This window comes from Streptomyces sp. NPDC086766 (genome assembly GCF_044746005.1).
Classification (GTDB): Bacteria; Actinomycetota; Actinomycetes; order Streptomycetales; family Streptomycetaceae; genus Streptomyces.
In genome coordinates, this window is record NZ_JBIVBI010000004.1 from 232,426 (window position 1) to 254,978 (window position 22,553).

A 22,553-nucleotide genomic window follows, 5' to 3' on the forward strand; every position below is an offset into this window, starting at 1 on the left:
GCGCCACCAAGTCGCCCCGGCCGGAGCGCCCGCGCGAGTCGGCGCGCCCGCTCGAGTCGGCGGCACGCCTCCGTGAGTCGGCGCCCCCGTCAGTCGGCGTCCCCGCGAATCCGCGCCCGCCCCCGGTCAGCGCACCCTTCCGCGCGGTTTCAGCGGCACGGGCGGCAGCGCCGGGGCCGGCAGCGGGGCGCCGTCGTAGCCCTTCACCTCGCCGAAGCGGGTGCCCGTCGTCCAGTCCGCGCGGGCCTGCTCGATCTCCTGCTGGGTGCGGCCGATGAAGTTCCAGAACATGATCAGCTCCTCCTCGAACGGCTCACCGCCCAGGAGCATGAGCCCCGCGTCGGACTCGGCGCGCAGGGGAAGTTCCGTGCGGCCGCAGCCGAGGTAGAGCATGGAGCCGGGAAGAACCGGCACACCGTCGACGTGGGCCTCGCCCGACATGACCAGGACGGCGTACTCGAAGTCGGGCTCCAGCGGCAGGCGTACGTCCGTGCCGCGCGCCAGGGCCAGGTCGGCGCCGACGATCGGGGTGTACGTGGTGCCGGGCGAGGTCGCGCCGTCGAGCGTGCCGAGGATCAGCGTGGCCTTCAGGCCCGGCGCCGTGACGGTCGGCAGCGCGGCGTGGTGCTCGAAGTGCGGGTCGGTGCCGCGGTGGCTGTCGGGCAGGGCGACCCAGAGCTGGGCGCCGTGCAGGAAGCGCGCGTGCGACCTCGGGCTCTCCTCGGAGTGGCTGATCGCCCGGCCGGAGGTCATCAGGCCCAGTTCGCCGGGGCGGATCAGCTGCTTGCTGCCGGTGGAGTCCCGGTGCAGCACCTCGCCCTCGTGCAGCCAGCTCACCGTCTGCAGGCCCATGTGCGGGTGCGGGGGCACCTGCATGCCGGGTTCGTCGGCGATGTCGTCGGGGCCGTAGTGATCGACGAAGCACCAGGCGCCCACCATCCGGCGGCCCAGGTTCGGCAGCAGCCGCCGGACCTCGGTGGACTCGCCGAGCCTGACGCGCCGTGGGCTGAGGAGCTCGCGCACCGGCTCCGCCACCACGAAACCACGGCCGCCGCACACGGCGGGCACCGCCTCGCGATCAAGATTGCTCATGCCGCCCAACCTAGCCCCGCCCGAGCCGTTCCGTCAGCGTGCCGCCCCGCCCACGCGCGAGGCGCCTCCGATAGTGGAATATTCAACCACCTGCCTCCGTTGCCGCGTCCGAAGGAGGTCACGAGTGGACACGACGTACTACGGCCGCGGAACGCCCGCGGAGCGCTGGGAGCGCGCGCAGTTGTTCTACGCGGCACGGGACTACGCGGCGGCGGCGCGTGTGCTGGGCGGGCTGGTCGAGGAGGTGCCGGAGCAGACCGGGCCACGGCTGCTGCTGGCCCGGGCCTACTACCACTCGGCCCAACTGCACCGCGCCGAGCACGAGTTGCGTCTCATCGTCGAGCGGGACCCGGTGGAGCACTACGCCCGGCTGATGCTGGGCCGCACCCTCCAGCGCCAGGGACGGCACGACGAGGCCCGGACACACCTGCGCGTCGCCGCGGCGCTCGCGGGCGACTTCGGCGAGGGGTGAGTCCGCGTCCGGCGTCGGCGTGCCGGACCACGCCGCTTCGCCGCGGTGGCCCGTTCGCACTCCCCCGGCGGGCCGCCGTGTCATGCTGGCGCGATGGCATCTCCCCACGGTCGTGCGCCCCTTGCCGAGCGGGTCGAGGAACTCCTCGCCGTCGGCGGCCCGTTGCCCATCGTGGCGGCCGGTGATCCGGTGCTGCGGCGCGGCACCGTGCCGTTCGACGGCCAGTTGGACCCCGCGCTGCTGGCCCGGTTCGTGGAGGCGCTGCGCCTCACCATGCACGCGGCGCCGGGGGTGGGCCTGGCCGCGCCGCAGGTCGGTGTGGAGCTGCGGATCGCGGTCGTCGAGGACCCCGCGCCGGTGCCGGAGGAGGTGCGGCGGGCGCGGGGACGGGTGCCGCAGCCGTTCCGCGTGCTGGTCGATCCGTCGTACGAGCCGGTCGGCACGGCCCGGGCCGCGTTCTTCGAGGGATGTCTGAGCGTGCCGGGCTGGCAGGCGGTGGTGGCCCGGCACGCGGAGGTGCGGCTGCGGGCGCGGGACGAGCACGGGCGGGCGGTGGACGAGGTGTTCGCCGGATGGCCCGCGCGCATCGTGCAGCACGAGACGGACCATCTCGACGGCGTCCTCTACCTCGACCGGGCCGAACCGCGCTCCCTCTCCTCGAACGAGGCGATGGCGCGGCACTGGGCCCAGCCCACGCCCGAGGAGGCCGCGCGGGCCCTCGGCTTCGAGCTGCCGCGGAACCCGTAGGCCCCGGGGCGGCTCGCCCCCCGGACAGCGCGGTCCCCGTACGCCTCAGCCCCGGTACGCCTCAGCCCCGGTACGCCTCAGCCCCGGTACGCCTCCAGCAGCCGCAGCCACACCTCGCTGATGGTCGGGTACGACGGGACGGCGTGCCACAGACGGTCGACGGGGACCTCCCCGGCGACGGCGACAGACGCCGAGTGGATCAGTTCGCCGACGCCGGGGCCGACGAGGGTGACGCCGCGCAGGATCTCCGTGTCGAGGTCGACGACCATGCGGGCCCGGCCGCGGTAGCCCTCGCCGTACAGGCCCGCCCCGGCGACCGACGAGAGGTCCACGTCGACGGCGCGGACGCGGTGCCCGGCCCGTTCCGCCTCGGCCAGCGAGAGGCCCACGGCCGCCGCCTCCGGGTCGGTGAAGACGACCTGCGGGACGGCCCGGTGGTCGGCGGTTGCGGCGTGGGCGCCCCACGGGTCCGTCTCCAGTACGGGCACGCCCGCGGCGCGGGCGGCGATGGCGGCGCCCGCGATCCGGGCCTGGTACTTGCCCTGGTGGGTGAGGAGGGCGCGGTGGTTGACGTCTCCGACGGCGTACAGCCAGTCGCTGCCGTCGACTCGGAGGGTGTCGTCGACGGACAGCCAGGAGCCCGGTTCGAGGCCGACGGTGTCCAGGCCGATGTCGTCGGTGCGCGGGGCGCGCCCGGTGGCGAAGAGGATCTCGTCGGCCTCGACGCGGTCGCCGGCGCCGGTGACGGCCACCACGGTGCCGTTCTCCCGGGTCACCGACTCCACCGAGGTGCCGGTGCGCACCTCGGCGCCGGCCGCGGTGAGCGCCTCGGCCACCAGTTCGCCGGCGAAGGGCTCCATGCGGGACAGCAGCCCCTTGCCGCGCACCAGGAGGGTGACCCGCGAACCGAGGGCCTGCCAGACGGTGGCCATCTCGGTGGCGACCACGCCGCCGCCGACGACGATGAGCCGGCCCGGTGCCGCCTTGGCGCTGGTGGCCTCGCGGCTGGTCCAGGGCTCGACGCCGTCGAGGCCCGGAAGGCCGGGCAGCCGGGCGCGGCTGCCGGTGCACACGGCGACGGCGTGCCGGGCGGTCAGCACCGTGCGGGCGCCGTCGGGGCCGGTGACCGTGACGGTGCGGGGGCCGTCGAGGCGCCCGTGCCCCCGGTGGAGGTCGGCGCCGATGCCGTCCAGCCAACCGACCTGGCCGTCGTCGTGCCAGTGGGAGGTGTACTCGTCCCGGCGGGCGAGGACCGCGGCCGTGTCGAGGGGCCCCTGCACCGCCTGGCGCAGGCCCGGCAGGCGGCGGGCGTCGGCGCGCGCGATGACCGGGCGCAGCAGGGCCTTGCTGGGCATGCAGGCCCAGTACGAGCACTCGCCGCCGACCAGCTCGCTCTCCACGACCGCGGTGGACAGGCCGGCCGCGCGGGTGCGGTCGGCCACGTTCTCCCCCACGGGCCCGGCACCGAGCACCACGACGTCGTACGCGATGGATTCCGTTTCCGTCATGGGGTCAGTCTGGTGGGTGGTGTGCGTGCGGGCCACACGGGTAGGGGCGCGGAATACCCGTAGGGTCGGCCGTGTTGTGCCGACGGCTTCCACCCCACACCAGGAAGAGAGAACAGGTCATGAGCAGCACCGTGGAGCTCACCAAGGAGAACTTCGACCAGACGGTCACGGAGAACGAGTTCGTTCTCATCGACTTCTGGGCGTCGTGGTGCGGGCCGTGCCGTCAGTTCGCCCCGGTCTACGAGAAGGCGGCCGAGGAGAACCCGGACCTGGTGTTCGGCAAGGTCGACACCGAGGCGCAGCCGGAGCTGGCGGCGGCCTTCGGGATCCAGTCCATCCCCACGCTGATGATCGTCCGCGACCAGGTCGCCGTGTTCGCGCAGCCCGGGGCGCTGCCGGAGGCCGCCCTGACGGACGTGATCGGCCAGGCCCGGAACCTCGACATGAACGAGGTCCGCAAGGCGGTCGCCGAGCAGCAGGCGCAGGCGGAGCAGGACGGCCGTTGACTTGCTCTCCCTCCTGAAGGAGGGAGATTCCGGCCTGCTCGCTCGATGCTGTGCCGCTAGGCGGCACGGGCATCGGGCGGGCTTCCGCGGCTTCCTGCTTCCTCGCGCTGCGCCAGAACGGGTTCTGGTCTTACCGGCGCTCCACAGGCTGTCACCGCCAGTCCGGCGGCCGATTTCACGTTCTTCGCGGCGTTGTGGTCCCGGTCGTGGACGGTGCCGCAGGCCGCGCAAGTCCACTCCCGCACGCTGAGGGGTTTGGGCCCGTCGCGGTGCCCGCAGACGGAGCACACCTGGCTGGTGGGCTCGAACCGGCCGACCTTGACGAAGGTGCGCCCGTACCGCTGCGCCTTGTACTCCAGCATGTGCACGAACGTCGACCAGCCCGCATCATGCACGCTCTTGGCCAGCCGGGTGCGCGCGAGTCCCTTCACCGCCAGGTCCTCCACGGCGACCGCTTGGTTCTCGCGGATCAGCTTCGTGGAGAGCTGGTGGTGGAAGTCCCGGCGCGCGTCAGCCGCCTTGGCGTGGGCGCGGGCGGCTTTCCGGCGGGCCTTCTCGCCGTTTTTTGATCCCTTCTGCTTGCGGGACAGCTCCCGCTGTGTCCTCTTCAGCTTCTTCTCCGCGCGGCGCAGGAAACGCGGGGAGCCGATCTTCGTGCCGTCGGACAGCACCGCAAAGTGGGCCAGTCCGAGGTCGATGCCGATGCCGGCCTCGGTGTCGGGCATGCGCTGCGCGTCCGCCTCGGGGTCGGTGTCGATGACGAAGGACGCGAAGTACCGGCCCGCCGCATCCTTGATCACGGTCACCGAAGAGGGCACACACGGCAGCGTCCGTGACCACGTGACCCGCACCCGGCCGATCTTCGGCAGGCTCAGCCGCCCGGCCGGGGTGATGGACCAGCGGGCGTTCGCGGTGAACCGGATCGACTGCCGTGAATCCTTGCGCGACTTGAATCTCGGCGCGCCCAGCCTGGGCCCGTGCGCTGCCCCTTGAGGGAGGCGAAGAAGTTGCGGTAGGCGGCCTCCGCGTCGCGCAGCGCCTGCTGCAGCACCACCGCGGAGACCTCGCCCAGCCAGGCACGTTCGGCGGTCCGCTTGGCCTGGGTGATCAGGGTGCGGGACAGCTCGGCCGCGCTCGGGAACGGCCTGCCCGCCGCGCGGGCGTCTTCACGAGCGCGCACCGCTTCGTTGAACACCACGCGGGCGCACCCGAACGCCCTCGCCAGCGCCGCGCGTTGGCACGGTGCCGGGTACAGGCGGAAGCCGTACCGAAGCTGCATACCGATCACCCTACAAAGTCGGGTGATGGCTGACATGCAGAACAGCAGGACTGGCCGGCACTGAAGGCCGGTGCACTGCGAATCGATCCCAGTAGCGGCCGCACAGCGTCAGCTGGACTCGCGGTGCACGACCGTCGCGCCCAGCACCCTGTGCCTCTGGAGCGGGGTGCCCGGGTCGCGTACGGCGCGGTCGACGAGTTCGGCGAGGTCGCGGCCGGAGGGCAGCTCGATGTGGACGGTGCTCAGCCGCGGCCGCAGCAGACGGCCGAGCAGCAGGTCGTCGGCGCCGACGACGGCCGCGTCCTCGGGGATGCGGACACCCGCGTCCTGCAGGGCGCGCATCAGGAGCATGGCGTACTCGTCGTTGAAGGCGAAGACCGCGTCGAGACCGAGGCCGCGCCAGCGGTCGGCCAGCCGGGCGGCGGACCGCTCCTGGTAGGCCAGCGGCAGCTCGGTCACGGTGCCGCCGGTGCCGTGGAGGGCGCGCCGCACGCCGGCCAGGCGGGGCCGGGAGAAGACGTCCAGCCCGCGGTCCTCGGGCACGACCACGCCGATCCGGCGCCGGCCGCGGGCGCGCAGGTGGACGCCCGCGCAATGGCCGACGGCCTCGTGGTCCATGAGCAGGGCGTGGGCGCCCTCGACGGACTCGGTGCCGAGGGTGACCACGGCGCGGGCGCCGGCACGTCGGAGCACCGCTACGCCCTCCGGGCCGAGGCCGGAGCCGGGCACCAGCACGGCGGCCGGTCTCAGCTCGGCCCAGGCCCGGGCGGCCTCGTCGCCGTGCCGGCCCGGGGTGCCGTGCTGCACGACGGTGTAGTCGAGGCGGCCGAGCGCCCCCTGGAGCTCGTCGATGAACCTGCTGTAGAGGGGCCCGGCCGCAGTGGCCGGCGCGGGCATCAGCACCATGCGGCTGTGGCCGGCGCGCAGGCTGCGGGCGGCCGCGTGGGGCACGTACCCGAGCTCCCTGGCGGCCTCGTGGACCCGGCGGCGCGTGGGTTCGCTGATCCGCACGGCGCTGCTGTCGTTCAGGACGTAGGAGACAGTCGCGCGGGATACTCCGGCCAGGCGCGCCACGTCGGCGCTCGTGGGCGGCGAGGGCACGGGCGGTTCCGGTATCTGCACCATGACGTACCGCATCCTGGCAGAAGCGGTCGGGAGCGCTCGGGGCGGGGCGAGCGGGAGCGGCGCGGGGCCTGCCGCCCGCCAGGTCCCGCGGGTTCCTCAGGCGTCCTGCCGGGGCGTCCCCGTGCTGGTCACGCGCGCGACCAGGTCCTGCCAGCCGGCCTGCAGCCGGTCCATGGGGATCTGGCACTGCCGGGTCAGGTGGTGGACGAGGACCGGGTCGAGGTACCCCATCAGGGAGTGCGCGAGCAGTTCGCTGTCCCCGTCCGGCACCGCCTGCCGCAGCAGCATGGCCACATGGGCGTACTGGACCCGGCGGGCCGGCACCAGGTAGCGGCGGTCGGGACCGGATTCGGCCGCCATTTGCAGCTCCAGTTCGGCGGCGGTGCGGCGCAGGGTGGCGCAGCCGAACGCGCGCAGCCGCTCCACGGGCGGGGCGCCCGGCCCGAGCGGGGGCGGGCCGCTGAGGAGGGCGGCCTGGAACTTCTTCTCGGAGTGGTCCAGCAGCGCCCGCAGCAGGCCGGTACGGTCGCCGAAGCGGCGGAAGACCGTCCCCTTGCCCACCTGGGCGGCCGCGGCCACCGCCTCCATCGTGACGCCGGCCGCGCCGTGCTCCGCCACCAGGCGGGCGGCGGCGTCCAGCAGCCGGGCGCGGTTGCGCGCGGCGTCGGCGCGCAGGCACGGCTCGTCCACACCGGTGCCGAGCTGGAGCAGGACCGGGTTGTCTAGGGACTCCTGTGGTCCGGGGAGGGGCGGCAGAGCGCTGGACATGAAGACAGCGTAAAGCACGGGAATGAAACTGGACCCCGGTCCGGTTAGCCTGATAGACATTAAGCGGACCTCGGTCCGGATCGTTACCGCAGTGTTTCACCCTCCCTTGGAGTCCCCCATGTCTGTTCGCATCCTCGCGCTCGTCGGCAGCCTTCGCGCCGGTTCGCACAACCGTCAGCTCGCCGAGGCCGCCGTCAAGCTCGCCCCCGCGGGTGCCGAGGTCGAGCTGTTCGAGGGCCTGGCCGACGTGCCCTTCTACAACGAGGACGTCGACGTCGAGGGCGGCGTGCCCGCCGCGGCCGCCCGGCTGCGCGCGGCCGCCCAGTCCGCCGACGCCTTCCTCTTCTTCTCGCCCGAGTACAACGGCACCATCCCGGCCGTGCTGAAGAACGCCATCGACTGGCTGTCCCGCCCGTACGGCGCCGGCGCCTTCGGCGGCAAGCCCGTCGCCGTGGTCGGCACCGCCTTCGGCCAGTACGGCGGCGTCTGGGCGCAGGACGACACCCGCAAGGCCGTGGGCATCGCCGGCGGCAAGGTGATCGAGGACCTGAAGCTGTCCATCCCCGGTTCCGTGACCCGCTTCGCCGAGACCCACCCGGTCGACGACGCCGAGGTCGCCGCGCAGCTGACCGAGGTCGTCGCCCGCCTGCACGGCACGGTCGGCGCGGCCGCCTGAGCCTGGGCGGGGCTTGAACCTGGGCCGGCCTGAACCTGGGCCGGCCTGAACCTGGCCCAGGCTTGAACCTGGGCCGGCCTGAACCTGGGCTGTCCGAGCCGGGGCCTCGGTCGAGGCCGGGGCCCGGGCCGTACCGCTGCCCGGGCGGCCTGAAGAGGCGGCGCGCCCGGAAGGGGCGGCACGCCGGGACGGGTGCGACATACCGCGAAGGGGCCGGAGCGTTCACCGCTCCGGCCCCTCAGTGCTGGGGCCCCGCAGTGCCGGGGCCGTACCCGTGGCGGGACTCTGCCGTACCGGGGCTGTGCCGCGCCGGCGCCGCACCCGAGCCAGAGCCGTACCCGTGCCAGAGCCGTACCCGTACCGGGGCCGAACCCGTGCCGGGTCTGCCGTGCCACGCTGTGCCGTGCGGCTCGGTGGCGCGAGGGCGGGGTACACGGATCGCGTCCATCGCCGTACGGGCCACCGCGTCCCGCACCCGGAGCAGGAGCACCCATGACCCAGGTCCCGCCCCCGTTCGACCCCGAGCTCGCCGCCGCCCTGGAGCCGTGCGAGGAACTGCTGCGGTCGGACTTCACTCCGGACGACATCCCGGACGCCCGCAGGGGCCCGGCCGTCGAGTTGGCCGAGGCGCTGGACCTGACCATGGACGGCGCCTTCGAGGTGGAGGACCGGACGGTGCTCGGCCCCCGGAACGCGCCCGACGTCTCCCTGCTGGTCTGCCGCCCGACCGGGCCGGCGGACGGCACGCCGCGACCGGTGATCTACCACATCCACGGCGGCGGCATGGTCCTCGGCACCAACCGACTCGGGGTGAGCACGGCCCTGGACTGGGCCCGGGAACTCGGCGCGGTCGTGGTGTCGGTGGAATACCGGCTGGCACCGGAGCATCCGCATCCCGCGCCCGTCGAGGACGTCCACGCCGGCCTGCTGTGGACGGCGGAGCACGCCGAGGAGCTGGGCGGCGACCCGGAGCGGATCGTCCTCGTCGGAGCCAGCGCGGGCGGTGGCCTGGCCGCCGCGCTGGCGCTGCTGCTCAGGGACCGCGGGGGCCCGCGCCCGGCCGGGCAGATGCTGCTGTACCCGATGCTCGACGACCGCAACGACAGCCCCTCCGCCCATCAGATGGAGGGCGTCGCCCCCTGGGACCGCGCGGCCAACGAGACCGGCTGGACGGCACTGCTCGGCGACCGGCGAGGCGGCCCGGACGTGTCCCCCTACGCGGCGCCCGCCCGCGCCGAGGACCTGTCGGGCCTCCCCCCGGCCTTCCTCGACGTCGGCTCCGCGGAGACCTTCCGGGACGAGGTCGTCGCCTACGCCTCCCGCATCTGGCAGGCCGGCGGTGTGGCCGAACTCCACGTCTGGCCCGGCGGCTTCCACGGCTTCGACGGCTTCGCCCCGCAGGCGGCCGTGTCCCGGTCCGCGCAGGCCGCGCACCTGGACTGGCTGCGCAGACTGCTCGCGCGGTGACCGGCCGCCGCCCGGACCGCCGTCCGACCGCCGCCCGGGCCGCCGTCACCGGAGCCGAGCCGAGCCGGTCCGACGCCGGATGAAACGTTTCTCCGGCCTCCCTCGGCAAGGTGGGCGGCGAAGCGCCCGCAGGCGCCGTTCCGCTGCGCCCTCCCCGGACGTTACCGTTCAGTAGACCGACGTTCCCGGAGGTGTCCCGCATGACGCTCGACCGTGCCGCCGGCCTGGCCGCGACCGCCCGTGCCCTCGCCGCCGGGGAGGTGTCGTCCCGCGCGCTCGTCGCCGAGACGCTGTCCCGGATCGAGGCGGCGCAGGGCGCCCTGAACGCCTTCCGCATCGTGCGGGCCGAGGCCGCGCTCGCCGAGGCGGAGGCGGCTGACCGGGAACTGTCCGCCGGGGCGCGGCGGCCGCTGCTCGGTGTCCCGGTGGCCGTGAAGGACGACATGGATGTGGCGGGCGAGCCCACCGCTTTCGGCTGCCAGGGGGAGTTCCCGCCGGTGCCGGAGGACGGCGAGGCGGTACGGCGGCTGCGCGCGGCCGGTGCCGTGATCGTCGGCAAGACCAACACCTGCGAGTTCGGGCAGTGGCCCTTCACCGAGGGGCCCGCCTTCGGCGACACCCGCAACCCGTGGGCCACCGACCGCACCCCGGGCGGCTCGTCCGGCGGTTCGGCGGCCGCGGTCGCCGCCGGACTGGTGCCGGCCGCCCTCGGCTCGGACGGCGCCGGCTCGGTGCGCATCCCGGCCGCCTGGACGCACCTGGTCGGCATCAAGCCGCAGCGCGGCCGCGTGTCGACCTGGCCGCGCGGCGAGTCCTTCCACGGCATCACGGTCAACGGCACGCTGGCGCGCACCGTGGCCGACGCCGCCCTGCTTCTGGACGCGGCGAGTGGCAACCACCCGCGGGACCCGCACCGCCCCCTGCCGCTGGAAGTGTCGGCGGCGGTGGGCCGTGACCCCGGCCGGCTGCGCATCGCGCTCTCCCTCAAGCCGCCGTTCACCGCCGTGCCGGCCCGGCTCGATCCGGAGGTGCGGGCCCGGGTCGTCGCCCTCGCGGACCGGCTGGCGGCCGCGGGACATCTGGTCGAGGAGGCCGACCCGCCGTACGGGCAGATCGGGCTGACCTTCGTGCCGCGCGCCACCGCCGGCATCGCCGAACGGGTGCGGGAGGCGCCCGACCCCCGGCTGCTGGACCGCCGCACCCACGGCGCCGCCCGGCTGGGCCGGCTGCTCGGTGGGGTCCCGCTGCGGGCGGCCCGGCGCGCCGAGGCGGTCATGCACCGCCGTATCGGGGCGTTCTTCGAGGCGTACGACGTGGTGCTCGCGCCGACGACGGCCGGTCCCCCGCCCCGGATCGGCGCGATGCGGGACCTCGGGGGGCTGGCCACCGACCGCGCCATGATCGCCGTCTGCCCCTACGCCTGGCCGTGGAACGTCCTGGGCTGGCCCGGCGTGAACGTGCCCGCGGGCTTCGTCGCCGGCGGGCTCCCGGTCGGCGCACAGCTCCTCGGCCCGGCGAACAGCGAACCGCTGCTGGTGTCGCTGGCCGCGCAGTTGGAGGCGGAGCTGCGCTGGCACGAGCGGTGGCCGGCCGAGCGGACCGTCGCGGACTCCGCCACCCCGTGAGCGGGTTCGCAGCCCGTACGCTGTGACCATGGACGATGCGTCGATGGTGGGGCTGATGGGGCGGGTCACCGGAACGGTCGGGCCCGGGCTGGTCGGTGAGGTGATCGTCCGCGTGCGCGGCGGGGCCGAGCACTTCCTCGCCTACCCGGCGGGGACGGACCGCCTCGAGCGGGGGACGGTCGTGATGGTGGTGGAGTACCTGCCCCCGCGAACCGTCTACGTCACGGCGGCGTACGACAGTTGAGCCGGATCCTCCGCAGGTGAGGCCCGTTCGCGTCAAGATTGCAACAAGGATCCGCCGGCGTCTTCACCCCGGCCTCGCGCAGGAGCACACTCCCCTTCGTTCGGTGCCGAAAGGGCACCATGCAAAGGGGGCGTATGCCGATGGTTGTCGGCGTCGTTGCGGGGGCGGTCGTCGTTGCCGTTCTCGTGCTGATCGGTCTGTTCAAGATGATGTGGCGGGTGGCCGAGCCGAACGAGGCGCTCATCATCTCCGGTTCGAAGCACCGGACCGAGGGTCTCGAGGAGGGCATGGGCTTCCGCATCGTCACCGGGCGCGGCACGCTGGTGCTGCCCGGGGTGCAGGCGGTGCGCAAGCTCTCCCTGGATCTGAACGAGACCGAACTCCAGGTGGACTGCGTGACCCACCAGGGCATTCCGCTCAAGGTGCGGGGCGTGGTCATCTTCAAGGTGGGCGACGACTTCGTGTCGATCGCCAACGCGGCCCGTCGTTTCCTGGACCAGCAGAGGCTGATGTCGGAGCGGGTGCACAACGTCTTCGCCGGTCATCTGCGCTCCATCGTGGGCGGGTTGACGGTCGAGGACATGATCCGCGACCGGGAGAAGCTCACCGGGCAGACCCGGGCGGCCTGCGGCACGGAGATGGAGAAGCTCGGCCTGATCGTCGACTCGCTGCAGATCCACGAGATCGAGGACCCGACCGGCTACATCCAGAACCTGGCCATGCCGCACGCGGCGGCCGTCCAGCGGGACGCGCGCATCGCGCAGGCGGAGGCGAATCGTCTCGCCACGGAGGCGGAGCAGCAGTCGTTCGCCCGGATGGCCGAGGCCACCCGGGACAGCGAGATCCTGCAGGCCGGTTATCAGGCCGAGCGGGACAAGGCGGGCGCGAAGGCCCGGCAGGCGGGTCCGCTCGCCGACGCCGCGGCCCGGCAGGAGGTCGTCGTCCAGGAGACGCGCGTCGCCGAGCTGGAGGCGCACCGGCGCGAGCAGCAGCTCCAGGCGGACGTGCGCAAGCCCGCGGACGCCAAGGCCTACGAGAAGCGCACGCTGGCCGAGGCCGAGCGCGACGCGCGGATCTCGGCGGCGCAGGCCAAGGCCAAGGAGACGGAGCTCGCGGCGGCGGCCGAGGCGACCCGGGTGAAGACGGCCGCGGGCGCCGAGGCCGAGGCCACCAAGACCCGGGGCGCGGCCACCGCGGCGGCGACCCGGGCCACCGGTGAGGCCGAGGCGGCCTCGGCACAGGCGAGGGGCCTGGCGGACGCCGAGGCGACCAAGGCCAAGGGCCTGGCGGAGGCGGAGGCCATCAAGGCGCGGGCGGCCGCCCTGGCCGAGAACCAGGAGGCCGTCGTCGCCCAGCAACTCGCCGAGAACTGGCCGGAGATCGTCCAGGCCGGCGCGTCGGCCTTCGGCAATGTCGACAACATGGTGCTGCTCAACGGCGCCGACGGCATGGCCGAGTTGTTCGCCAAGGCGCTCACCATGGGCGGCACCGGGCTGGGCCTGGCCCGGCAGCTGCTGTCGTCGATGAACCAGAACGGGCACGCGAACGGCACTTCGCCGTCGCCGAACGGTGCGGTGCCGCCGGCCCAGAAGGTGCCGGTGGAGCGCGACGAGAGCTGAGGCCCGTCCGGACACGGCCCGGAGCCCCCGCCTCGGCGCGGGCTCCGGGCCGTCGTCACGCCGCGAGCAGGCTCACGCCCAGGACGACCAGGACCACCACCTTGGCCGTCTCCAGGGCCACATAGGCGACGTGGCCGCGCGAGCGCGGCAGGTCCTCACCCGCGAGGACCCGGTCGGACCGGCGGTTCAGGCGCGGGCGGACGACGGCCAGCTGACCGAGCAGCACCAGGGCCACCGCGCCGGTCAGTCCGGCGATCGGGGCCGGTGCGCCGCCCGCGGCGACCGCGGCGATCACGGCGACGGCGAAGGCGACCTCCACGAGGTTCAGCGCCCGGAAGACCAGCCGGCCGATGCCCAGGCCGATGGGGATCGTCACGCCCGGGGCGCGGAACTTCAGCGGCGCCTCCAGGAAGGAGATCGCCAGTACCATGCCGAGCCAGACGAAGGTGACCGCGCTCGCCGTGGCGGCCGAGGTGGTGTTCATCGGGGTGCTGCCTTTCTGCCGGGGCGCGGCCCGCGGCCGGTGTGCGTCATGCGGCGGTGGCCTCGGCCAGGTGGGCCAGGCAGGAGTCGGGGGCGGCGAACGGTTCGAGCCCGGCCGCGGTCAGCGGGGCCCGCAGCTCGACCAGGGCGCCCTGCATCAGCCCCAGATGCAGCGGGCACACCAATTGACCGTATTCCTCCGCCAGTTCGAGGAAGGGGCAGTGGCGCAGCCGGATCCGGCGCGGCGGCCCGCCGTCGCCGTCCCGCTCCGCGACCGGCGCGAAGCCCAGGTCGTCCAGCAGGGCGACCAGGCGAGCGGCCGATCCCTCGGCCGTCGGCCGCTCGAAGGGCGGCAGCGGATCGACGAGGAAGCTGCCCCAGGCCCGGCCCGCCTCCGTCGCGCTCTCCCGCGCCCCGGGGCCCTCGGCGGCCAGCCGGCTGAGCAGCATCTGCGCCAGCAGGCGGTAGCCGCGCGTGCCGCCGCGGTCCATGCCGGGCTGCGGCGCGTACACGGTACGGGGGCGACCGCGCCCCGAGGGCTCCTCCACCCGCCGCTGGACCAGGCCGTCGGCCACCAGGGCGTCGAGGTGGAAGCGCACGGTGTTGGGGTGGACGCCGATCCGCTCGGCCGTCTCGGCGACCCCGAGCGGCGCCGGGGCGGCCCGCAGCACATCCAGCACCTCGCGCCGGCGGGGACTCTCCTGCGTGGTGGCCACGCGCCTTCACCCTTCCTGACCTCCGCCGCACCCGCGGCGATTTTTTACGAATACTACATGTAATAATGAGGCACCGGCGCCACAACCAGAGGGGACGACGGGAATGCAGGGCACTGAGGAAACACGGGGAACGCCATGACACCGCCCACCGAGTCGACCGTCCCGGCCGCGCCGGCCGGGCCTGCCGTACCGGTCACGCCGGCCGCGACCGACCCGCGCGTCCTGTACGACGTCCGGGTGCCGGCCGACGCCGGGCCGGACCCCTCCGGGGTGCTGTGGAAGCTCACGGAGGCCGGACGCCAACTCGACGCGAATCTCGTCCGGTTGAGCCCGGGCTCCCGCATCGCCCCGCACGCCGAGGCGGATCTGGACGTGCTGCTCCTCGTCGTCTCCGGTGACGGCGTGCTCGGCGCGGGCGCCACCGAGGAGCCGCGCCTCCTGGCCGAGGGCGCCGTGGTGTGGCTGCCGCACGGCTCCACCCGCGCCCTCACCGCGGGCACGGACGGACTGGCCTATCTGACGGTGCACCGGCGCCGCCCGGGCATGCGGATCCGCCGCTACACCGAGGGCTCCGCGCGCTGAGCGGCCCACGCCCCCGCACGTACGGCAGTTGACCGCCTCACGGGCCGCCCGCGGCGCTCGCGTGCGCACGCTCTAGGGTGTGCCCCCGTGACTGCGTTTACCGATGAGAGCGTCCCCGGCCGCCACGGCCCCACCGCCACCACCGAGGCCGACCCCCGCGAGGTCGGCCGGGTGCGGACCGAGTACTCCCCCGACCACGACGGCGACCCGGACCCCGGGGAGATCGTGTGGACCTGGGTGCCCTTCGAGGAGAACGACGGGCGGGGCAAGGACCGACCGGTGCTGGTCGTGGCCCGCGAGCCGGCCGGAACGTTTCTCGCCGTCCAGTTGTCCAGCAAGCGGCACGACGGCGACCGGGAGTGGGTCCCCATAGGCAACGGCCCCTGGGACCGGACCGGGCGTGACTCCTGGGTGGACGTCGACCGCGTGCTGCGCCTGCACGAGCAGGGCATGCGCCGCGAGGCGTGCGCGCTGGACCGGATGCGGTTCAACTCCGTCGTGCACCGCCTGCGGGAGCGGTACGGCTGGAACTGACGCGCCCGCCCCCGCCGGACAGGCCCTGACCCCCGAGCTGTGGCTCGGGGAACGTCCGCGCGAACGCGGCGCGCACCACGCTCCCCGGCGTGCGGTCCAGCACCCCGAACACCACGTGCTCGAAGGTGCCCGCGAACCGCCCGCCGGGCCCGAGCAGGGCGCGGAAGGCACCCGCCACCCGCGCCGGGTCGTTCCGGAACACCCCGCAGCCCCAGGCCCCGAGGACCAGTCGCCGTTGACTTGCTCTCCCTCCTGAAGGAGGGAGATTCCGGCCTGCTCGCTCGATGCTGTGCCGCTAGGCGGCACGGGCATCGGGCGGGCTTCCGCGGCTTCCTGCTTCCTCGCGCTGTGCCAGAACGGGTTCTGGTCTTACCGGCGCTCCACAGGCTGTCACCGCCAGTCCGGCGGCCGGTTTCACGTTCTTCGCGGCGTTGTGGTCCCGGTCGTGGACGGTGCCGCAGGCCGCGCAAGTCCACTCCCGCACGCTGAGGGGTTTGGGCCCGTCGCGGTGCCCGCAGACGGAGCACACCTGGCTGGTGGGCTCGAACCGGCCGACCTTGACGAAGGTGCGCCCGTACCGCTGCGCCTTGTACTCCAACATGTGCACGAACGTCGACCAGCCCGCATCATGCACGGACTTGGCCAGCCGGGTCCGCGCCAGGCCGCCCACCGCCAGGTCCTCCACGGCGACCGCTCGGTTCTCGCGGATCAGCTTCGTGGAGAGCTGATGGTGGAACTCGCGGCGCGCGTCAGCCACCCGCGCGTGCGCGCGGGCCACCTTCCGGCGGGCCTTCTCGCCGTTTTTTGATCCCTTCTGCTTGCGGGACAGCTCCCGCTGTGTCCTCTTCAGCTTCTTCTCCGCGCGGCGCAGGAAACGCGGGGAGCCGATCTTCATGCCGTCGGACAGCACCGCGAAGTGCGTCAGCCCGAGATCGATCCCGATGCCGGCCTCGGCGTCGGGCATGCGCCGCGCGTCCGCCTCCGGGTCGGTGTCGATGACGAAGGACGCGAAGTACCGGCCCGCGGCGTCCTTGATGACGGTCACCGAAGACGGCACACACGGCAGGGCGCGGGACCACTTCACCCGTACCTCACCGATCTTCGGCAGGTTCAGCCGCCCGGCCGGGGTGATGGACCAGCGGGCGTTCGCGGTGAACCGGATCGACTGCCGTGAGTCCTTGCGCGACTTGAACTTCGGCGCGCCCAGCTTCGGGCCCTTGCGCTCGCCTTTGAGGGAGGCGAAGAAGTTGCGGTAGGCGGCCTCCGCGTCGCGCGGCGCCTGCTGCAGCACCACTGCGGAGACCTCGCCCAGCCAGGCACGTTCGGCGGTCCGCTTGGCCTGGGTGATCAGGGTGCGGGACAGCTCGGCCGCGCTCGGGAACGGCCTGCCCGCCGCGCGGGCGTCTTCACGAGCGCGCACCGCTTCGTTGAACACCACGCGGGCGCACCCGAACGCCCTCGCCAGCGCCGCGCGTTGGCACGGTGCCGGGTACAGGCGGAAGCCGTACCGAAGCTGCATACCGATCACCCTACAAAGTCGGGTGATGGCTGACATGCAGAACATCAGGACTGCCCGGCTCATCAACTCCCTCAAGGGAGTCTCCTCCCGACGCCTGCGCCTGGGGGCACCTCCCGGCCGAAGGCTGGGGGAGAATTCCCCGACCGGGTGCAGCACTACTGGCGGGCCAACAAGCGCTGGTCCGGGTCCTACTTCGCCCGAACCATCGGCGGTACCCCGCTCTCCGTGGTCAAGCAGTACATCGAGCAGCAGAACCGGCCCGTGTGAGCATCCCCCAGACCCGCCGGGAGCAGCCGTCGCGGCGCTCTGCGCAGCAGGTGGTGAACACGCGACGGCCGGCTCCGCCGACCAGGAATACGCGACGCTCCGCGTCGCCACGACAGGATGCTATTCACCACCGGGCTGAAGCCCGGTGCACTGCGAACGCATCCCGGTAGCCGCCGCCGGGGTTGCGGGCCGAGGCGAAGTTGAGCACGGCCACCGGTCCGGTGAGCCGGCGCGCGGCCTCCAGGCTGCTCTCCCCCGTGACCTCGACGAACGTCTCACCGGCCGGGGCGGACGGCACCGCGACCGGCTCCGGGCCGAACATCCGGGTTCCGTCCCGGGCGGCCTCGATCGCCGCCGCGAGGGACACCTCCCGCCCGTCGGCGGTGCGGTAGGCGTCCGCCGCCACGATGTCTTCCGTCTGCCGCGCGACGCCGCGCAGGCGCGCGCTCATGGCGCCACCCCCGTGGGCGCCATGCCCGCGGCCTGCGCGGTCTCCCCCGTCGTGCTCATGAACGCATCGTGAGCGATCCTGGACATGCGGTGCAACCAAGTTTTTTCCGGCGCAGGGTGCGTCCGGAGCGCACGACGGAGAGGAAGGGACGTCAGAGGTTCGTCATGATCTGCCCCCTTGTGCGGATCGACGCGAGCGTCTTGGGTAGACGGAGCAAGCCGGCCGGGACCATCGGATCCAGGCCGGCGACGTCGTGGAGTCTCAGGAGGATCCCGACATGTCCGAAGCGGAAAGCGGCTGTACGGAGCCCCGTACCGCCGTCACCGAGGCCGAGGTCGAGGCGCTGGTCCACGGCATCTGCTTCAAGACCGGACCGCCCCGCACCCTCGGGGTCGAAGTGGAATGGTTCATTCACGAGCTGCGGACGCCGCAGTCCCCCCTCTCCCCCGAACGACTCGCCGCGGTCTACACCGCACTGCGGACCCTGCCCCTGAGGTCGGCGCTCACCGTCGAACCCGGCGGCCAGCTGGAGCTGAGCTCGCCGCCCGCCGCCTCCCTGATGGAGTGCGTGGGCACCGTCTCCGCCGACCTCGACGCCGTACGCGCCGTGCTCGCCGCCGACGGACTCCGCCTCGTAGGCATCGGCCACGACCCCTGGCACCCGCCCCGGCGGTTCCTGCGCGAGAAGCGCTACGACGCCATGGAGACCGTGCTGGACCGGACCGGACCGGCCGGCCGGCACATGATGTGCGCCTCGGCCTCCGTCCAGGTGTGTCTGGACGCCGGGCACGAGGAGCCCGGGCCGCTCGGCCACGGGCGGCGCTGGTGGCTCGCGCACCAGCTCGGCGCGGTGCTGGTGGCCGCGTTCGCCAACTCCCCGCTGGTCGGACGGGAGCCCACGGGCTGGCTGTCCACCCGGCAGTTGCTGTGGCTGGAGATAGGCCCCGGGCGGGCGGGCGCGCCACCGCTGGACGGCGACCCGCGCAGCGCGTGGGCCCGGCATGTGCTGGACGCGCCGGTGATGTGCGTACGGCGCGAGGACGGGCCCTGGGACGTGCCCGACGGCCTGACCTTCCGGGAGTGGACTCGGGGCGGGGCCCCGCGGCCACCCACCCGGGACGATCTCGACTACCACCTGACCACCCTGTTCCCGCCGGTCAGACCGCGCGGCCATCTCGAGTTCCGCATGATCGACGCGCAGCCCGGCGACGACGGGTGGATCGTGCCGCTCGCGGTCACGGCGGCGCTCTTCGACGATCCGCAGGCGGCGGAGACCGCGTACCGGGTGGTGAAGCCGCTCGCCGAGCGCGCCCTGTCGCTGCCCGCGCCGCACAATCCGCTGTGGATCGAGGCGGCCCGCTCCGGGCTCGCCGACCCCGACCTGTACGAGGCGGCCGTCACCTGCTTCGACGCGGCGATCGAGGCCCTGCCGAGGCTCGGCGCGACCCCCGGGGTGACGGCCGCCGTCGCCGCGTACCACGACCGCTATGTCCGCAAGGGCCGCTGCCCGGCCGACGATCTGCTCGACCGGCTGCGCGGACCGGAGCCCTCCCCGTCCCGGCTCCGCCCGACCGGCTCGACCGACTCGACCGGCTCGACCGGGAAGACCCCCTCCGCCCACGGGAAGGACATCCGCACATGACCGCCCCCGTACCCGACACCGGGACCGGCACCGAGGCCGACGCCGGTCTCCTGCGTGAGCGGGCGCTGTCCTCGCTCGTCACGGCCCGCGACCGCACCACGCTCCTGACCGGCTGCGTCGAGGACCCGGACCTCACCGCCCAGCACTCCCCGCTGATGTCCCCGCTGGTGTGGGACCTCGCGCACATCGGCAACCAGGAGGAGCTGTGGCTGCTGCGCGCCGTCGCCGGGCGGGAGGCGATACGCCCCGAGATAGACGGCCTGTACGACGCCTTCGAGCATCCGCGCGCCGAACGGCCGTCGCTGCCGCTGCTGCCGCCCGACGAGGCACGGGCCTACGCGGCCGAGGTGCGCGGCCGGGTGCTGGACCTGCTGGAGAGCACCGCGTTCCACGGGACCCGGCTGACCGAGGCGGGCTTCGCCTTCGGGATGATCGCCCAGCACGAACAGCAGCACGACGAGACGATGCTGATCACCCATCAGCTGCGGAAGGGCCCGCAGGCCCTGACCGCCCCGGATCCGGACCCCGCGCCGCTGTTCACCGGACCGGCCGAAGTCCTCGTCCCCGGCGGCCCGTTCACCATGGGCACCTCGACCGAGCCCTGGGCGCTGGACAACGAACGGCCCGCGCACGCGCGGGAGGTGCCCACGTTCTGGATCGACACCACCCCGGTGACCAACGCAGCGTATCTGGCGTTCGTCGAGGACGGCGGCTACGACGACCCCCGCTGGTGGACGGCCGAGGGCTGGGACCACATCCGGCGGCACGAGATCCACGCCCCCCTCTTCTGGCGCCGCGACGGCGGGCAGTGGCTGCGCCGCCGCTTCGGCGTCACCGAGGTGGTGCCGCCCGACGAGCCGGTCCTGCACGTGTGCTGGTACGAGGCCGACGCCTACGCCCGCTGGGCCGGACGCCGGCTGCCCACCGAGGCCGAGTGGGAGAAGGCGGCCCGGTACGACCCGGCGACCGGCCGCTCGACGCGCTACCCGTGGGGCGACGCCGACCCGGCCCCCGAGCACGCCAACCTCGGCCAGCGCCACCTGCGCCCGGCACCGGCCGGCAGCTACCCCGCCGGTGAATCCCCCCTGGGCGTGCGCCAGTTGATCGGCGACGTGTGGGAGTGGACGTCGAGCGACTTCCTGCCGTACCCGGGCTTCGCCGCGTTCCCGTACAAGGAGTACTCGGAGGTCTTCTTCGGGCCCGAGCACAAGGTGCTGCGCGGCGGTTCGTTCGCCGTGGACCCGGTGGCCTGCCGGGGCACGTTCCGCAACTGGGACTATCCGATCCGGCGGCAGATCTTCTCCGGATTCCGCACCGCCCGCTCCGGAGCCGCCTGATGTGCCGTCATGTCGCCTATCTGGGACCCGAGGTGCCGCTCGGCCGGATCCTCCTGGAGCCGCCGCACGGCCTGTACCGCCAGTCGTGGGCGCCCCGGGGCCAGCGGTACGGGACCGTCAACGCCGACGGCTTCGGGATCGGCTGGTACGCAGAGGGGGACCCGGTGCCGGCCCGCTACCGCCGGGCCGGGCCCATCTGGGCGGACCAGTCCTTCACCGACCTGGCCAGGGTCGTCCGCACCACCGCGCTGCTCGCGGCGGTGCGCGACGCGACCCTGCCGGGCGCGGACGGGGAGGCCGCGGCGGCGCCGTTCGCCGCGGACCGCTGGCTGTTCAGCCACAACGGCGCGGTGACCGGCTGGCCCGGCTCGCTCGCCGCGGTGTCCCGCGCCCTGCCGCCGCTGGACATGCTGGCGCTGGAGGCCCGTACCGACTCCGCCCTCGTGTGGGCGCTGGTGCTGGCCCGGCTGCGCGGCGGCGACCCCGGTGAGCCGCGGGGGCGGGCCGGACGCCGGACCGAGGCGGGCCAGGCACTCGCCGACACCGTCCTGGAGATCGCCGCCGCGGCCCCCGGGTCCCGGCTCAACCTGCTGCTCACCGACGGCGAGACGATCGTCGCCACCGCCTGGGGCGACGCCCTGTGGTACCTCGCCGAGCCCGGCCGCCGCACAGTCGTGGCCTCCGAGCCCTACGACGACGACCCGCACTGGCGGGAGGTCCCCGACCGCACGCTGCTCGCGGCGAGCCGCACGGACGTCCTGCTCACCCCGCTCAAGGACCCCGCCGAGGATCTGGCATCCGCACCACCAGAGGAGCGCCGTACGTGAGTCCGTTCCATGTCACCCGCACCCTGCCCGAGGACGCCATGGCGGCCGCCCTGCGCGCCGACGTCCAGCACGGCCTGACCTCCGACCCCAAGTGGCTGCCGCCCAAGTGGTTCTACGACGCGCACGGCAGCGACCTGTTCGAGCAGATCACGGAACTGCCCGAGTACTACCCGACCCGCGCCGAGCGCGAGATCCTCGTCGCCCGCGCGGGCGAGATCGCCACCGCGCTGCCCGCCCGCACCCTCATCGAGCTGGGATCCGGCTCGTCGGAGAAGACCCGGTACCTGATCGACGCGCTCACCGGCCTGCGCACCTACGTTCCCGTGGACGTCAGCGACAGCGCGCTCACCCAGGCCGGGAAGGCGCTGGTCGCCGAGCGCCCGGAGCTGGACGTGCACGCGCTGATCGCCGACTTCACCGCCGGGCTGACCCTGCCGGACACACCGGGCCCGCGGCTGCTGGCGTTCCTCGGCGGCACGATCGGCAACCTGCTGCCCGCCGAGCGGGCCGAGTTCCTCACCGGGGTGCGCGCCCTGCTCTCCCCCGGCGACGCCCTGCTGCTCGGCACCGACCTGGTCAAGGACGAACAGGTCCTGGTCCGGGCATACGACGACGCGGCCGGGGTGACCGCCGCGTTCAACAAGAACGTCCTGACCGTCGTCAACCGCGAACTCGGCGCCGACTTCGAACCGGACACCTTCGACCACGTCGCTCGCTGGAACTCCGAGCGGGAGTGGATCGAGATGCGGCTGCGCAGCCGTACCGCCCAGACCGTGAAGGTGCCCGCGTTGGGTCTGGCCGTCGACTTCGCGGCGGGCGAGGAGATGCGCACCGAGGTGTCGGCGAAGTTCCGCCAGGAGAGCGTGCGCACGGAACTCGCGGCGGCCGGGCTGGAGCTGGCGCACTGGTGGACGGACGAGGAGGGCCGCTTCGCGCTGTCGCTGAGTGTGGCGGGGTGAGGCGTTCGGGGCCTGAAGGGGTTTTGACGCCCTGGGCCCCGAGTCGGCTGCCGGGCGGGCGCCGGATCACGGGGATCGCTTCCCCAGGTCCGGCGCCCGCCGCGCGCG

Annotated in this window: 22 protein-coding genes and 3 pseudogenes; 15 read left to right on the top strand and 10 right to left on the bottom strand. The window is 73.8% G+C overall.

Annotation, left to right across the window (positions count from 1 at the left end; translation table 11 throughout):
• Positions 1-126 precede the first annotated feature (126 nt).
• Positions 127-1,092, bottom strand: coding sequence for a pirin family protein (locus ACIPM1_RS09545; RefSeq protein WP_402431254.1), 966 nt, complete (start codon positions 1,090-1,092; stop codon positions 127-129).
• A 124-nt stretch (positions 1,093-1,216) separates the two neighbouring features.
• Here ACIPM1_RS09545 and ACIPM1_RS09550 point away from each other — a divergent pair, with 124 nt between their 5' ends.
• Both ACIPM1_RS09550 and ACIPM1_RS09555 read left to right on the top strand, forming a co-directional pair.
• Positions 1,217-1,564 carry a tetratricopeptide repeat protein gene (locus tag ACIPM1_RS09550; RefSeq protein WP_402431257.1) on the top strand — a complete coding sequence of 116 codons (348 nt, stop codon included), beginning with the start codon at positions 1,217-1,219 and terminating at the stop codon, positions 1,562-1,564.
• Positions 1,565-1,657: 93 nt separating this feature from the next.
• A complete protein-coding gene (locus tag ACIPM1_RS09555) occupies positions 1,658-2,311 on the top strand; it encodes a peptide deformylase (protein WP_402431259.1) in 654 nt (217 codons plus the stop codon).
• Between the two features lie 77 nt (positions 2,312-2,388).
• Here ACIPM1_RS09555 and ACIPM1_RS09560 read toward each other — a convergent pair whose 3' ends face one another.
• Positions 2,389-3,819 (bottom strand): dihydrolipoyl dehydrogenase family protein, encoded by a 1,431-nt coding sequence (locus ACIPM1_RS09560; protein WP_402431262.1) that lies wholly within the window; start codon positions 3,817-3,819, stop codon positions 2,389-2,391.
• Between the two features lie 119 nt (positions 3,820-3,938).
• Here ACIPM1_RS09560 and trxA point away from each other — a divergent pair, with 119 nt between their 5' ends.
• Positions 3,939-4,325 carry a thioredoxin gene (trxA, locus tag ACIPM1_RS09565; RefSeq protein ID WP_402431265.1) on the top strand — a complete coding sequence of 129 codons (387 nt, stop codon included), beginning with the start codon at positions 3,939-3,941 and terminating at the stop codon, positions 4,323-4,325.
• Positions 4,326-4,381: 56 nt separating this feature from the next.
• On the opposite strand, the pseudogene ACIPM1_RS09570 reads toward trxA, so the two are convergent.
• The 3 genes and pseudogenes from ACIPM1_RS09570 to ACIPM1_RS09580 form a co-directional block, all read right to left on the bottom strand.
• Positions 4,382-5,604, bottom strand: a pseudogene (locus ACIPM1_RS09570) (RNA-guided endonuclease InsQ/TnpB family protein).
• Positions 5,605-5,712: 108 nt separating this feature from the next.
• Positions 5,713-6,741, bottom strand: a complete 1,029-nt coding sequence (locus ACIPM1_RS09575; protein WP_402431268.1) for a LacI family DNA-binding transcriptional regulator — start codon at positions 6,739-6,741, stop codon at positions 5,713-5,715.
• Between the two features lie 84 nt (positions 6,742-6,825).
• The gene (locus ACIPM1_RS09580; protein ID WP_402431271.1) at positions 6,826-7,497 is read right to left on the bottom strand and encodes a TetR/AcrR family transcriptional regulator; all 672 of its coding nucleotides are present in this window, start codon (positions 7,495-7,497) and stop codon (positions 6,826-6,828) included.
• A gap of 118 nt (positions 7,498-7,615) precedes the next feature.
• On the opposite strand from ACIPM1_RS09580, the gene ACIPM1_RS09585 reads away from it, so the two are divergent.
• From ACIPM1_RS09585 to ACIPM1_RS09605, 5 genes are all read left to right on the top strand, one after another.
• Positions 7,616-8,173, top strand: a complete 558-nt coding sequence (locus ACIPM1_RS09585) for an NAD(P)H-dependent oxidoreductase (RefSeq protein ID WP_402431274.1) — start codon at positions 7,616-7,618, stop codon at positions 8,171-8,173.
• Positions 8,174-8,665: 492 nt separating this feature from the next.
• Positions 8,666-9,640, top strand: a complete 975-nt coding sequence (locus ACIPM1_RS09590; protein ID WP_402431277.1) for an alpha/beta hydrolase — start codon at positions 8,666-8,668, stop codon at positions 9,638-9,640.
• A gap of 200 nt (positions 9,641-9,840) precedes the next feature.
• The gene (locus ACIPM1_RS09595) at positions 9,841-11,265 is read left to right on the top strand and encodes an amidase (protein ID WP_402431280.1); all 1,425 of its coding nucleotides are present in this window, start codon (positions 9,841-9,843) and stop codon (positions 11,263-11,265) included.
• Between the two features lie 28 nt (positions 11,266-11,293).
• Positions 11,294-11,509, top strand: coding sequence for a hypothetical protein (locus ACIPM1_RS09600; protein ID WP_356181824.1), 216 nt, complete (start codon positions 11,294-11,296; stop codon positions 11,507-11,509).
• Positions 11,510-11,643: 134 nt separating this feature from the next.
• The gene (locus ACIPM1_RS09605; protein ID WP_402431284.1) at positions 11,644-13,128 is read left to right on the top strand and encodes an SPFH domain-containing protein; all 1,485 of its coding nucleotides are present in this window, start codon (positions 11,644-11,646) and stop codon (positions 13,126-13,128) included.
• A 55-nt stretch (positions 13,129-13,183) separates the two neighbouring features.
• Here ACIPM1_RS09605 and ACIPM1_RS09610 read toward each other — a convergent pair whose 3' ends face one another.
• Together ACIPM1_RS09610 and ACIPM1_RS09615 are read right to left on the bottom strand one after the other, a co-directional pair.
• Positions 13,184-13,612 carry a hypothetical protein gene (locus ACIPM1_RS09610; RefSeq protein WP_356181819.1) on the bottom strand — a complete coding sequence of 143 codons (429 nt, stop codon included), beginning with the start codon at positions 13,610-13,612 and terminating at the stop codon, positions 13,184-13,186.
• Positions 13,613-13,658: 46 nt separating this feature from the next.
• On the bottom strand, positions 13,659-14,327 hold the full coding sequence (locus ACIPM1_RS09615) for a helix-turn-helix transcriptional regulator (protein ID WP_402431288.1): 669 nt from the start codon (positions 14,325-14,327) through the stop codon (positions 13,659-13,661).
• Between the two features lie 135 nt (positions 14,328-14,462).
• On the opposite strand from ACIPM1_RS09615, the gene ACIPM1_RS09620 reads away from it, so the two are divergent.
• A complete protein-coding gene (locus ACIPM1_RS09620) occupies positions 14,463-14,909 on the top strand; it encodes a cupin domain-containing protein (RefSeq protein WP_402431290.1) in 447 nt (148 codons plus the stop codon).
• An 87-nt stretch (positions 14,910-14,996) separates the two neighbouring features.
• The gene (locus ACIPM1_RS09625) at positions 14,997-15,443 is read left to right on the top strand and encodes a type II toxin-antitoxin system PemK/MazF family toxin (RefSeq protein WP_402431293.1); all 447 of its coding nucleotides are present in this window, start codon (positions 14,997-14,999) and stop codon (positions 15,441-15,443) included.
• Here ACIPM1_RS09625 and ACIPM1_RS09630 read toward each other — a convergent pair.
• Both ACIPM1_RS09630 and ACIPM1_RS09635 read right to left on the bottom strand, forming a co-directional pair.
• Positions 15,397-15,678, bottom strand: a pseudogene (locus tag ACIPM1_RS09630) (TIGR02452 family protein); the annotation flags it as partial. The gene ACIPM1_RS09625 and the pseudogene ACIPM1_RS09630 sit on opposite strands and share 47 nt — an antisense overlap.
• Positions 15,679-15,738: 60 nt before the next feature.
• A complete protein-coding gene (locus tag ACIPM1_RS09635) occupies positions 15,739-16,962 on the bottom strand; it encodes an RNA-guided endonuclease InsQ/TnpB family protein (RefSeq protein WP_402431858.1) in 1,224 nt (407 codons plus the stop codon).
• Between the two features lie 147 nt (positions 16,963-17,109).
• On the opposite strand from ACIPM1_RS09635, the gene ACIPM1_RS09640 reads away from it, so the two are divergent.
• Entirely contained in the window at positions 17,110-17,229 is a 120-nt protein-coding gene (locus ACIPM1_RS09640; protein WP_402431296.1) for a transposase, read from the top strand.
• A gap of 166 nt (positions 17,230-17,395) precedes the next feature.
• Here ACIPM1_RS09640 and ACIPM1_RS09645 read toward each other — a convergent pair.
• Positions 17,396-17,680: pseudogene (locus ACIPM1_RS09645) on the bottom strand (TIGR02452 family protein); the annotation flags it as partial.
• A 277-nt stretch (positions 17,681-17,957) separates the two neighbouring features.
• Here ACIPM1_RS09645 and egtA point away from each other — a divergent pair.
• The 4 genes from egtA to egtD are packed head-to-tail and all read left to right on the top strand — an operon-like array spanning position 17,958 to position 22,445.
• Entirely contained in the window at positions 17,958-19,322 is a 1,365-nt protein-coding gene (gene egtA, locus ACIPM1_RS09650; protein WP_402431299.1) for an ergothioneine biosynthesis glutamate--cysteine ligase EgtA, read from the top strand.
• On the top strand, positions 19,319-20,659 hold the full coding sequence (gene egtB / locus ACIPM1_RS09655; RefSeq protein ID WP_402431302.1) for an ergothioneine biosynthesis protein EgtB: 1,341 nt from the start codon (positions 19,319-19,321) through the stop codon (positions 20,657-20,659). The genes egtA and egtB overlap by 4 nt, the downstream gene beginning before the upstream one ends.
• On the top strand, positions 20,659-21,486 hold the full coding sequence (gene egtC, locus ACIPM1_RS09660) for an ergothioneine biosynthesis protein EgtC (protein WP_402431305.1): 828 nt from the start codon (positions 20,659-20,661) through the stop codon (positions 21,484-21,486). The genes egtB and egtC overlap by 1 nt, the downstream gene beginning before the upstream one ends.
• Entirely contained in the window at positions 21,483-22,445 is a 963-nt protein-coding gene (gene egtD / locus ACIPM1_RS09665; protein WP_402431308.1) for an L-histidine N(alpha)-methyltransferase, read from the top strand. The genes egtC and egtD overlap by 4 nt, the downstream gene beginning before the upstream one ends.
• The last annotated feature ends 108 nt before the right edge of the window (positions 22,446-22,553 follow it).